The 12,426-nt window shown below is 68.8% G+C and carries 10 protein-coding genes; 8 read left to right on the forward strand and 2 right to left on the reverse strand.

Going from position 1 to position 12,426, the window contains the following annotated elements; all coding sequences use genetic code 11:
* Nucleotides 1–372: 372 nt before the first annotated feature.
* From OG246_RS32300 to OG246_RS32310, 3 genes are all read left to right on the forward strand, one after another.
* Nucleotides 373–1,707 (forward strand): ricin-type beta-trefoil lectin domain protein, encoded by a 1,335-nt coding sequence (locus OG246_RS32300; protein WP_266474898.1) that lies wholly within the window; start codon nucleotides 373–375, stop codon nucleotides 1,705–1,707.
* 122 nt (nucleotides 1,708–1,829) lie between these two features.
* Nucleotides 1,830–3,968 (forward strand): RICIN domain-containing protein, encoded by a 2,139-nt coding sequence (locus tag OG246_RS32305; protein WP_266474900.1) that lies wholly within the window; start codon nucleotides 1,830–1,832, stop codon nucleotides 3,966–3,968.
* 19 nt (nucleotides 3,969–3,987) lie between these two features.
* Nucleotides 3,988–5,298 carry an RICIN domain-containing protein gene (locus OG246_RS32310; RefSeq protein ID WP_266471481.1) on the forward strand — a complete coding sequence of 437 codons (1,311 nt, stop codon included), beginning with the start codon at nucleotides 3,988–3,990 and terminating at the stop codon, nucleotides 5,296–5,298.
* A 57-nt stretch (nucleotides 5,299–5,355) separates the two neighbouring features.
* Here OG246_RS32310 and OG246_RS32315 read toward each other — a convergent pair whose 3' ends face one another.
* Together OG246_RS32315 and OG246_RS32320 are read right to left on the reverse strand one after the other, a co-directional pair.
* On the reverse strand, nucleotides 5,356–6,513 hold the full coding sequence (locus OG246_RS32315) for a glycoside hydrolase family 88 protein (RefSeq protein WP_266471483.1): 1,158 nt from the start codon (nucleotides 6,511–6,513) through the stop codon (nucleotides 5,356–5,358).
* Between the two features lie 135 nt (nucleotides 6,514–6,648).
* A complete protein-coding gene (locus OG246_RS32320) occupies nucleotides 6,649–7,482 on the reverse strand; it encodes a DUF1206 domain-containing protein (RefSeq protein ID WP_266471488.1) in 834 nt (277 codons plus the stop codon).
* A 164-nt stretch (nucleotides 7,483–7,646) separates the two neighbouring features.
* Here OG246_RS32320 and OG246_RS32325 point away from each other — a divergent pair, with 164 nt between their 5' ends.
* The 5 genes from OG246_RS32325 (at nucleotide 7,647) to OG246_RS32345 (ending at nucleotide 12,416) form a co-directional block, all read left to right on the forward strand.
* Nucleotides 7,647–8,570: a MurR/RpiR family transcriptional regulator gene (locus OG246_RS32325; RefSeq protein ID WP_266471491.1), complete on the forward strand. Its 924-nt coding sequence runs from the start codon at nucleotides 7,647–7,649 to the stop codon at nucleotides 8,568–8,570.
* Between the two features lie 227 nt (nucleotides 8,571–8,797).
* A complete protein-coding gene (locus tag OG246_RS32330; protein ID WP_266474902.1) occupies nucleotides 8,798–9,178 on the forward strand; it encodes a hypothetical protein in 381 nt (126 codons plus the stop codon).
* 84 nt (nucleotides 9,179–9,262) lie between these two features.
* On the forward strand, nucleotides 9,263–9,574 hold the full coding sequence (locus OG246_RS32335; RefSeq protein WP_266471493.1) for a DUF1232 domain-containing protein: 312 nt from the start codon (nucleotides 9,263–9,265) through the stop codon (nucleotides 9,572–9,574).
* 73 nt (nucleotides 9,575–9,647) lie between these two features.
* Nucleotides 9,648–11,003, forward strand: a complete 1,356-nt coding sequence (locus tag OG246_RS32340) for a CAP domain-containing protein (RefSeq protein ID WP_266471495.1) — start codon at nucleotides 9,648–9,650, stop codon at nucleotides 11,001–11,003.
* A gap of 168 nt (nucleotides 11,004–11,171) precedes the next feature.
* Entirely contained in the window at nucleotides 11,172–12,416 is a 1,245-nt protein-coding gene (locus OG246_RS32345; protein ID WP_266471498.1) for a serine hydrolase, read from the forward strand.
* Nucleotides 12,417–12,426 lie beyond the last annotated feature (10 nt).

Below are 12,426 nucleotides of genomic sequence, written 5' to 3' on the forward strand. Positions count from 1 at the left end.
GGAGTCGTGGGGGTGGGTGAGCCGGTTCGAGCGGAGCGTTGTCGAACCGGGCGCGAGGCTGAAGTCGTGGGACGCCTCGTTGAGCTCATGAAATACCACGAGCGGCTGTGAATCCTTCAACTCCTGGCGCGGGCCCCCCGTTTCAAGGTCCACTTCACTTTCAAGGCCCCCTTAATTCACATCTTGAGTTTACGTCTTGACGTGCCTGGTTCAGACCAATAGGTTCACCGATCACCAGCGTCCCATGCATGCGTTCATCGCTCACGGACGTGAACCCCCCACTTCAGCCACGTGTGAAGGGCTGTGATCATCTTGATCGCCAGACAATCCCTTGCGCGCTCCGCCGCCCTGCGCGGCACGCTCGCCACGATCATGCTCACTCTCTCCGTCGGCGCCCTCAGCGCCTCACCCGCCGCGGCCGCCACCGGCACGATCACCGGCCTCGCCGGCAAGTGCCTGGACGTCGCCGGGGCGAGCTCCGCGAACGGCACGGCCGTACAGCTCTACGACTGCAACGGCACCGCCGCCCAGCAGTGGACGGTCGGCTCCGACGGGACCATCCGCGCCCTGGGCAAATGCCTTGACGTCACCGGCAATTCGACCGCGGACGGGGCCAGGCTCCAACTGTGGGACTGCGCCGGCAGCGCCAACCAGAAGTGGACGGTCTCCGCGGCCCGCGACCTCGTCGGTACGCAGTCCAACAAGTGTGCCGACGTCACGGGCAACACTTCGGCCAACGGCACCCCCATCCAGATCTGGACCTGTGGCGGCGCCGCGAACCAGAAGTGGACCACGCCCGCCGCGGACACGACCCCGCCTCCCACCACCTCCGCGCCGATGGCGGTGGCCCCGTACATCTACAACGGCTGGGGCAGCCCGCCCAGCCCCACCACCGTCATGAACGCCACCGGCGTCAAGTGGTTCACCCTTGCGTTCGTCCTCAGCAACGGCTACTGCAACCCGCAGTGGGACGGCAGCCGCGCGCTGACCGGCGGGGTCGACCAGACGACCGTGAACACCGTGCGCGCCAACGGCGGTGACGTCATCCCGTCGTTCGGCGGCTACAGCGGCAACAAGCTGGAGAGCTCCTGCTCCAGCGCCGGTGAACTGGCGGCCGCGTACCAGAAGGTCATCAACGCCTACGGGCTCAAGGCCATTGACATCGATATCGAGGCCGACGCCTACAGCAACGCGACGGTCCAGCAGCGCACCGTGGACGCCCTCAAGACGATCAAGGCCAACAACCCGGGCATCAAGGTGTACGTCACCATCGGCACCGGGCAGAGCGGACCCGACACCAGCCTCATCAACCGGGCCGCGGCCTCCGGGCTCACCGTCGACGGCTGGACGATCATGCCGTTCGACTTCGGCGGGGCCGGCCAGAACATGGGCACGCTCACCATCCAGGCGGCCGAGGGCCTCAAGACGGCGCTCAAGAACGCGTACGGATACACCGACGACCAGGCGTACCGGGGCATGGGCATCTCGTCCATGAACGGGATCACCGACGTCAACGAGACGGTCACCCCCGCCAACTTCGAGACCATCCTCAGCTACGCGCAGCAGCACCACCTGGCGCGGCTGACGTTCTGGTCGGTCAACCGCGACCGCCCCTGCTCCGGCGCCTACCCGAACGACGACACGTGCTCCGGCGTGGCCCAGACCGCCTGGCAGTTCACCAGCATCTTCGCCAGGTACACCGGCTGACGGACACAGCCCGCACCCCCCTCTTTTCCACCCCCCATCCACACAGGAGAAAAGCCGTGCCCAGACCAAAGAGAGAGTCCGGTCGCCACCGGACAGCGAAACTCCTGACCGTGGTCGCCGTCATGGCGAGCACGGTGACCGGACTCACGATCGCCTCGCCGCAGGAGGCGGCCGCCGCGCTGCCCACCGGATTCGCCACCATGGTCAACGCGGGCAGCGGCAAGTGTCTGGACGCCAGGTCCGCGGCAACGGCCAACGGCACCGCGGTGCAGCAGTACACCTGCAACAGTTCCACGGCCCAGCAGTGGAGTCTCACCACCACCAGCGACGGCTACGTACGGATCAACAACGGCAACAACACCAACCAGGTCGTGGACGTGAGCGACGTGTCCACGGCCGACAACGCCCTCGTCCACCTGTGGGCGTACGGCGGCGGCAACAACCAGCAGTGGCTGCCCGTGGACGAGGGCGCCGGCAACTACCACTTCGTCAACCGGAACAGCGGCAAGTGCCTGGACGTGCCCAGCGCGTCGACCGCCGACAGCGTGCAGTTGGTCCAGTACACCTGCAACGGGTCCGCGGCCCAGCGGTTCCAGGTGGCGGCCGTGACCCAGCCGCCGTCCAACGGAGTCGACCTCGGCCCGAACGTGGTCGTGTTCGACCCGTCGATGTCGGCGTCGACCATCCAGACCCGGCTGAACAGCATCTTCCAGCAGCAGCAGACCAACCAGTTCGGCTCCCAGCGCTACGCCGTGATGTTCAAGCCGGGCACCTACAGCGCCGACGTCAACGTCGGCTTCTACACACAGGTCCTCGGCCTGGGCCAGTCCCCGGACTCGGTGACGATCAACGGCGCGGTGCACGCCGAGGCCGACTGGTTCCAGGGCAACGCCACCCAGAACTTCTGGCGCGGCGCCGAGAACCTCTCGGTCAACCCGACGAGCGGCGGCGACCGTTGGGCCGTTTCCCAGGCCTCGTCCTACCGGCGGATGCACGTACGCGGCAACCTCGCCCTGGACGACGGCGGCTGGTCCAGCGGCGGTTACATGGCCGACACCAAGATCGACGGCCAGGTGAACTCCGGCAGCCAGCAGCAGTGGCTGACGCGCAACTCCCAGCTCGGCAGCTGGACCGGCTCCAACTGGAACATGGTCTTCGTCGGCAGCCAGGGTGTGCCGGCCAACAGCTTCCCCAGCCCGCCGTACACCACGGTGGCGCAGAGCCCGGTCACGCGTGAGAAGCCGTACCTGTACGTCGACAGCGCCGGCGCCTACCAGGTGTTCGTGCCGAGCCTGCGGTCGAACTCCACCGGAACCAGCTGGGCGAGCGGCACCACCGCCGGGAGCTCGCTCCCGATCGACCAGTTCTACATCGTCAAGGCCGGCTCGACCGCTTCGCAGATCAACGCCGCGCTGGCCGAGGGCAAGAACCTCCTGGTCACGCCCGGTGTCTACCACCTGGACCAGACGCTGCAGGTGAACCGTGCGGACACGGTCATCCTCGGCCTGGGCCTCGCCACCTTCATCCCGGACAACGGCGTCACCGCGATGAAGGTCGCCGACGTCGACGGAGTCAAGATCGCGGGCGTTCTCTTCGACGCGGGCACGACCAACTCGCAGACGCTGGTCGAGATCGGCCCGGCCGGCGCCACCGCCACCCACACCGCCAACCCGACGTCCCTGCACGACGTGTACTTCCGCGTCGGCGGCGCGGCCGTGGGCAAGGCGACCACCAGCCTCGTGGTCAACAGTGACAACGTCATCGCCGACCACATGTGGATCTGGCGCGCCGACCACGGCACCGGCGTCGGATGGACCACCAACACCGCGGACACCGGGCTCATCGTCAACGGCGACAACGTGACGGCGTACGGGCTGTTCGTGGAGCACTACCAGAAGTACCAGACGATCTGGAACGGCAACGGCGGCAAGACGTACTTCTACCAGAACGAGATGCCGTACGACCCGCCCAACCAGGCCGCCTGGATGAACGGCTCCACGCAGGGCTACGCCGCCTACAAGGTCGCCGACTCCGTCACCAGCCATCAGGCCTGGGGGCTCGGCAGCTACTGCTACTTCAACGTCAACCCGGCCGTCGCGGCCGAGCGTGCCTACGAGGTACCGAGCAACGGCGGCACCCGTCTGACGAACATGGTGACCGTCTCCCTGGGCGGCGTGGGCACGATCCGGCATGTCGCCAACAACAACGGCGGCCCGTCCAACTCCTCCACCAACGTCGCCAACCTCGTCAGCTACCCCTGACATACGGGAAGGATCGTCCATGCGCATCAGCAGTTCCGGTCCGGCACGTGCGGCATTGAAGGTACTTGTCCTGCTGGCGACGTTGCTCGGCCTGGCGGCACCACCCGCCGCCCAGGCGAGCACCGCCGCCCAGACCAGCACCGCCGCCGCCCCGTTCAAGGTGCTCGCCCTCTACAGCGGCACCTGGGACGCCGCGCACATCGACTTCGTCAAGGACGCGAACGACTGGTTCCCCAAGCAGGCCGCGGCCAACGGCTTCACCTACACGGCCAGCAACAACTGGGACCTGCTCAGCAACGGTGGCGTCAACGCGTACCAAGTCGTGCTGTTCCTCGACGACTTGCCGCAGACGTCCGCCCAGCGGGCGGGGTTCGAGACGTACATGCGAGGTGGCGGCGCCTGGCTGGGCTTCCATGTCTCGGCGTTCACGACCAATGCGTCGGCCTGGTCGTGGTACCACAACACGCTGCTGGGCTCCGGTAACTTCTCGACGAACACCTGGGGTCCCACGGCAACGGTCCTGAAGGTCGAGGACCGTACGCACGCGTCCACCAAGAACCTGCCGGCCACGTTCACCTCGTCGGTCAGCGAGTGGTACAGCTGGTCCAACGATCTGCGGCAGAACCCGAACATCAAGATCCTGGCCTCGATCGACGCCAGCGGCTTCCCGGTGGGCACGGATCCCAACCAGACGTGGTACAGCGGCTATTACCCGATCGTGTGGACCAACACGCAGTACAAGATGCTGTACGCGAACTTCGGCCACAACGCGATGAACTACACGACCAACACGCGTCTGTCGTCGACGTTCGCGAGCGCGACTCAGAACCAGTTCCTGCTGGACGGTCTCAAGTGGCTGGGCGGGGCCGACACCACGACCCCGCCGGAGGACTCGATCTCCGAGACCTCCTGGTACTCACTGACGAACGCCGGCAACGGGACCTGCGTGGACGCCCGTTCGGCCGCCACGGCGAACGGAACCGCGATCCAGCAGTACGCCTGCAACGGCACGCAGGCGCAGCAGTTCCAGTTCCGCTCGACCGACAGCGGTTACCGGCAGGCCGGTATCCGCACTAGCCCGCAGCAGGTCATCGACGTGGCCGGCGTCTCCACAGCCGACAACGCGGTGCTCCAGCTGTGGACCTACGGGGGCGGACAGAACCAGCAGTGGCTTCCGGTGAAGGAGAGCACCGGGCGCTACCACTTCACGGCCCGCCACAGCGGCAAGTGCCTGAGTGCGGCGAGTGCTGCCACGAACAGCGTTCAGCTCACTCAGCGAGCGTGCGACGGCTCCGCCGCGCAGAGTTTCACGCTCACTGCACAGCCCTGACCGGTCCGTGCGCAAGGTGCCCCCGCCGCGATCCAGCGGCGGGGGCACCGTCATGAACTAGCGTGGCAGCAGGGCGAGTTCGGTGCCGCCGAGCAGGAAGGCGCCGACGCCGAAGTTCGCGGTGGTGTCGTAGGTGACGGGCTGGCTGGACTCCGGCCGGTCGCCGACGTTCTGGACGTAGCCCAGGAAGCCGTCGGTGTGAACGGCGGTGCTCACCATGCCGTTCCAGGCTCGGGCGGCAACAGGGAGATAGGTGTTCCGGTCGACCAGGCCGGCGGCGATCGCGTACGACGTGCCGTAGAGGAAGAAGGACGTGCCGCTGGTCTCGGGGCCGGGCAGATGGGCGGCGTCGGCGAGGTTGACGTTCCAGAAGCCGTCGGTGCGCTGCACGCCGGCCAAGGCTCTCACCAGGCGGGTCAGGGCGTCGCGGTACTCGGCGGTGTGCCGCTCGGTGGATGGGAGGGCCTTGAGCGTCTTGACGTGTCCGCCCGCCACCCATCCGTTGCCGCGCGACCACACGACCGGTTTGCCGGAGGGGGACAGGATGCCGCCGGGCAGGAAGCGTTTGTCGCGGTACCACAGGCCCGTCGTGGCGGAGTACAGGCCGGGGCCGCCCTCGATGCGCTTGGTGTGGTTGTAGAGGGAGTACAGCTTCTCCCAGAACTGGGGGTCCTGACGGAGGGCGCCCAGGCGGGCGAAGGGCGGCATGGCCATGTGGAGGGCGTCGTCCCACCACCAGTCGTCGTTCTTGGCGGGCTGGTCCGTGTAGACCATGCGGCGCAGGGACGTCTCGATGGCGGTGAGCTTCTGCGCGTCGGGCTCGAGCGCGTACAGATCGAGGTAGGCCTGTCCGGCGTTGTGGTTGTCCGCGTGGCGGGTGGTCACTCCGCCGCTGAGTCCGTAGGCGTGCTTCTCCGCCCAGCTCCGGGCGTAGTTGAGGTAGCGGGCGCTGCCGGTCAGGCGCTGGAGGGCGAGCAGCCCGCTGAAGAAGGTGGCGTTGGCCCAGCCGTTGTCGCCGGAGTTCGTATGGGTGGCGATCCACTGGTCGGCCACGCGCCGCAGGACGGTGGTGATCTCGGCCGGGGTCGGCAGCACGGGTGAGGCGGCGCGCGGGGCGGCTTGGGGCGCGGCTTGCGCGGTGCCCGTCAGCGAGGGCGCGAGGGCGGCGGAGCCGGTGAGGGCGGCCGCGCCGGAGAGCAGGCGTCGTCTATGCATGTGAACAACTCCTACGGATGGGGACTCCATCCTCAACTCCCGCGCCACACGGTGTCCATGACTCGTCGTCAAGTCATCGCGAACCGAGGTGAGTTCAGGCCGTCGGAACAGAACCGGCCCGCGGACATGCCGTTCTCACACCTTGCGCCACCGCGCCATCGCGCAGGAGAACGCTCCGAACAGGGCCAGGCCCACGGCGACGCATGCCAGCAACCAGGGGCCCATCGGGGTTTCGGTGAAGGATCGGAGTGTGTCGTCCACGCCCTTGGCCTTGTCGGGCTCGTAGTCGACGGCGGCCCGCACGGCGAAGGCCCCGAGCGCCGCGAACACCGCTCCGCGCGCCACGCCGCCGGCCACCCCCGCCGTGTCGACCGCGCGGCGGGTCCGGGGCGACATCTCGCCGAGCTTCAGATGCTTGCGGTACTTGCGCCGCACGGCCCGGACGGCGATCCACACACCCGCCACGACAAGGCCGGCTCCGGCGGCGCCCACGATCCACTGGCCCGCGGGTATCCCCATCGCCTTCGCCGTCACGTCCCGGGACTGTTCGTCGCTGGAGCCCGAGCCTCCCGAGCCCGCGGCGAAGGAGAGGACCGAGTAAGCGACGAAGCCGTAGAAGACACAGCGCACGGTGGACATGAGCCGCTTCCGGGCTTTGCCGCCATCGGGCCCGACCGCGCCGAAGAGCGCCTCGGACAGCCGCCACAGCGACATACCGACGAGTCCGGCACCCAGGGCCCACAGCAGGACGGCCCCGAAGGGCTTCGAGGAGATCTCCTCCAGCGCACCGCTCCGGTCCGCCTCGCGCCCGCCGTCTCCGAAGGCGATCCGCAGCGCCAGGACGCCCACCAGCAGATAGATCACACCCCGCGCGACCAGCCCGGCCCTGGCTGCGCCCTCCCGCGCCGTGCCCGTCGCCGCCCGACGGACACGGCGCCGACCGCTGCGGACCATCGCTCCATCACTCATCCGGGAATTCCGCCTTCGAGCAGGCAACTTGTGGTGCTGTCGCGGGTACCCCGCAGGCGCGGGCGAAACGGGAACCGCGCATGTCACGCCCGGTGCCACCCACCGGGGCCAACACTGTCCGTGAGCTATGTTGAGTGCTTGTGGGACACGAAGGAGGCACATCTGTGCCATCGCCGCAGCAGGCACGTGCGCAGGCATCTGCGATCACCTCGGGGAAGACGGCCCCTGAGGTGGGCGTGGCTCCCACGTCCCAGCTCAGGGAACTGTTCGACGGGCCCCGGCTCTCCCCTGGTCAGCGACGCATCGCCCAGTACCTGATCGAGCACATCACCGAGGCGGCGTTCCTGTCGATCACCGACCTCGCCGAGCGCGTGGGGGTGAGCCAGCCCTCGGTGACCCGTTTCGCCGCGGCGGTCGGCTTCAGTGGTTACCCCGCGCTACGGGAGAAGCTCCAGTCGATCGCGCTCAGCACCCTCGGCAGCACGCCGGGCACACCGGCGGAGGCCACGAGCAACGAGTTGCAGGCGGCGGTGGACGCCGAGATCCAGAATCTGGAGAACCTGCGCCGGGACTTCGCCGACCCCGACGAGGTGATCCGCATCGGCCGGGCGCTGTCGAAGTCGGCGCCACTGACCGTCCTCGGGCTGCGGATCTCCGTCTCGCTGGCCGAGTACTTCGCGTACGCCGCACGGCGGATCCACCCGGATGTGCGGCTGGTGACCCGGGGCGGCAGTGTCGCCTACGACGCGCTGCTCCAGTCCCGCGAGGCGGGCGGCACCTGGGTGCTCGCCTTCGACATGCCCCGGCACGCCCAGGAGACGCTCACCGCCGTACGGGTGGCACGCAGCGCGGGCCTACGGGTGGCGCTGATCACCGACCTGGCGCTCGGCCCGGTGGCGGACGAGGCCGACGTCACCTTCGCCACGGGCACCGGGTCGCGCCTCGTGTTCGACTCCTACGCGGCGCCCGTCGTGATGTCGGCGGCGCTGCTCCAGGCCATGACCGACGACGATCCGGAGCGGACGCAGGCCCGCCTGGAGGAGTACGAGCAGGTCGCCGAGCAGCACCAGTTCTTCCTCAAGGACTGAGAATCCCACGAAACCATCACATCTCCGGATCTTTCACACCGAATCACGCATGAAAATTTTCATGTTCTTGCGTAACCGGCGGTATATATAAATACTGCTCGCGTCCACCCGGGGCTCTCCGCTCCTACCCGCCCTGGGGCCCGGGTGGCCGTGGTGGCGGCCCCGGCCATCCCCTAGACCGGGGCCGCCCCAGACTCCCCCGCCGACGTAACCCGGAAGCGATGAACATGGCCCTGACGACGTACTCACCGATCACCTCGGACTGGCCGTGCCAGGTCAAGACCCCAGGCAGCTTCGACTGGGAGCGATCCGCGGTCAGGTGGCTGCGCGAGCTGGTGCCGTCTCGCTACGCGAGCTACCCCGCGCTGATCAAGCACCCCGTGCTCCTGGCCCGCCACGCACAGATCCAGGTGCAGCACGAGATACGGGTCGCCCGCACCGCCCTGCAGACCGCGCGTGCCGAACTGCCCGCCCTCGGCCTGCACGAGGGGGTCATCGAGCACACCATCAAGCTGTACGCGGCCGAGGTGCTGCAGCTTCAGCACATCGCCCGCAGCATCCGTGCCGTCAGCCAGGCTCTGGTGGACGGCAACGTGCCGCGGACCTGAGTTCGGAGCGGTCCGGCGCGATAGGAAGGGCACGAGCGGGAAGACGTAGGGAGCAACTTCCCGCCGAGAGCCCTGGACGGACGCATGGAATCCACGACCTGGACAGTCATCCTCATCGTCGCGATCCTGGGTGCCGTCCTGCTCGGGGTGGCGATCGCGCTCCTGGTCCGGCTCGTCCGTGCCCGCCGCGACCTGCGCCGTGCCGGGCTTCCGTCCGGCCCCCGCTGGGTCTTCTGGGGCGCCGTCGCCTATCTCCTGCTCCCGGCCGATCTGCTGCCCGACCCCATCTACCTGGACGACATCGGCGTACTCCTGATGGCTCTGCGCTCGATGCGCCCGGCAGCGGGTGACCGCCCGAGCATCGACGGGAACCCCGGAGCGCCGACGGACCGTTGACCATCCGACGGCCTGTGACGTGAACTCCCTCGTCGCAGGCCGGTACGGATCACTACGTCGACGGGGCGGCACCATGACCGAGCTGGTTCCCGGGGGCAACGTGCCCCTGCCGGGCGGCATCCTGACCCTCCGGGTGCCGGGCCCCTTCGACGTCTGCGCGCTGATCACCGACGACAGCGGAAAGGTGCGCGGCGACGGCGACTTCGTGTTCTACAACCAGCCGGCCGCGCCCGGCACCCGGCTCCAGGGAGAGCGGCTCACCATCGATCCCCTCCGACTGCGGGCCGGGGCCAGCCGCGTCACGGTGGTCATCAGCTCCGCCGACCCCTCGACGCCCCTGGCTCGGCTGCCCGCGCCCACCCTGCATGTCGGCGGACCGGGCCCTCGCACCCTCGCCCGCTTCACCCCGCCGCGTCCGCAGCGGGAGACCGTGCTGCTACTCGCCGAGATCTACCGCCGTGGCGGAGGGTGGAAGCTGCGCGCGCTGGGCCAGGGGTACGCGGACGGACTGGCAGGCCTGGCACGGGACTTCGGGGTCGATGTCGCCGAGGACGAAGCGCCGCGGGGCGGGGCTCCTCACCTGGGCAGGTCCGCCGGCCGGGGGAACACCGGGGCCCACAGCGGCGGACCGAACGGCCGGGGGAACGCCGTGCCCGACACGGACGGATTCCTCGGCCTGGTGAACTCCGCCCGTGCCAGGGCCGGTTCCCCGCCCGTGTCCCTCGACGCACGGCTGGCGGCAGCGGCGCGCGCCCACGCCTCCGACATGGCCGCCCGCGGGGTGCTCAGCTCCGAGAGCCCGGACGGCACCTCCTTGTACCAGCGCGTCACCTCGACCGGATACGCGTATCTCACCGTCGGCGAACATCTGGTCTCCGGCCCCCGCACACCACGTGAGTTCGTGGAGTACTGCCTCTCGGCCGAGCAGTCCCGGACCACGCTGTGCGAGCGCGTGTTCAGCCAGGTCGGTCTGGCGTACGTCCCCGACCGCTCCGGCGACCTGTACTGGACGGCCCTGTGGGCACGGCCCTTCAGCCCCGGCGACCTGGTGCGGACGGAGAACAAGGTCGTCGCGCTCACCAACGCCGAACGGACCGCAGCCGGTCTACGGCCCCTGTCGGTCGACCCGCTGCTCACCAACGCGGCGCAGGCGCACAGTTCCGACATGGTGGCCCGTGCCTTCTACTCCCACACCTCCCCCGGCGGCAGCCAGCCCTGGGACCGGGCGGCCGCCGCGGGCAGCAGGCGCCGCACCATCGGCGAGAACATCGCCTGCGGCCAGCGCTCCCCCGCCGAGGTCGTCCTCGGCTGGATGAACAGCCCCGGCCATCGCGCCAACATCCTCAAGCCCGCCTTCACCCACATAGGGATAGGCCTGGCCGGCGGCGGCAAGGCGGGCACGTACTGGACGCAGCTCTTCGGCGCCTGACACGCCGCCGTCCCAACTCACCTTCACCTTTCGCTGTTTCTGATTCCTCCACGGGCAATGCAACCCACAAGCCCCTCCTGCGCGTAGAGATGGTGAATACGCCCGCATCCGCGGCGCGGCTCGGGCCGGGAATCCGCACCGGCAGAAGCAACTCGGGAGAAGAATCAGATGGTCTCAGGAACGGTGGGCACGGGTACGGCGCTTGGCGCGGTTCTGCTGTCCCTCCTGGCAGTCCCCGCACATGCGGCGACTCCTTCGGGCACCGTGCGTGAAGCAAGCGTCGCCGCCGGGGAGTTGGCGGCGCCCGATGACGCGGGGCTGCGCGAGGTGCTGCGTACGGCTCTGTCGCAGGGGGCGCCCGGCGCGATGGTGAGAGTCGACGACAACGGCACGGTCCACCGGCTGTCGGAGGGAGACGCCGACCGGGTCACCGGGCGCGCCCTCACCACGTACGACCGGTTCCGTGTCGGCAGTGTCAGCAAGTCCTTCACCGCCGTGGTGCTGCTGCAACTGGTCGACGAGGGCAAGCTCAACCTGGACACATCCGTGAACAGCTATCTCCCGGGGCTGCTGCCCGACGACCGGATCACCGTGCGCCATCTGCTGAGCCACCGCAGCGGCCTGTACGACTACACCAACGACATGTTCGAGCAGACGGTCCCGGGCTTCGAGGCCGTCCGCAACAAGGTGTTCAGCTACCAGGACCTGGTGGACCTGTCCCTGGCGAAGCCGCTCACCAACGCGCCGGGCGCGGCCTACTCGTACTCGAACACCAATTTCGTCGTGGGGGGCATGCTCATCGAGAAGCTCACCGGGCAGTCCGTCCGCACGGAGTACCAGAAGCGCATCATCAAGCCGCTGAAGCTGACCGGCACCTCCTACGTCCACCCGAACACCGCGATCGCGGGCCGCCACGCCAACGGTTACCTCCCGCCCGACGAAGGCGGCACCCCGGTCGACTCCACCGAGCAGACCGTCTCCTGGGCACAGAGCGCGGGCGCGATCATCTCCACCACCCACGACCTGAACACCTTCTTCTCCGCGCTGCTCGGCGGAAGGCTCATGTCCGCCGCCCAGCTCGCTCAGATGCAGCAGTGGACGCCGGTGAACAGCACCCAGGGCTACGGTCTCGGCCTGCGCCGCCGCGACCTGTCGTGCGGTGTCTCCGTGTACGGGCACACGGGCACCGTCCAGGGCTACTACACGTACGCGTTCACCTCGAAGGACGGCAAGCGCAGCGTCACCGCGCTCGCCAACACCTCGAACAACGGCACCGTGCTCACCACCCTCAGCCGCACGCTGGAATCCGCCTTCTGCGGCAAGCCGCAGACCACGGCCGCCGCGCGCAGCTCGGCGACCGTGAACCAGGTGGAGCGCTACGAGGACATCGCGCCGAACATCGCCCGCGACTGATCTCCCTGGC

The organism is Streptomyces sp. NBC_00620 (assembly GCF_026341825.1).
Taxonomy (GTDB): domain Bacteria; phylum Actinomycetota; class Actinomycetes; order Streptomycetales; family Streptomycetaceae; genus Streptomyces.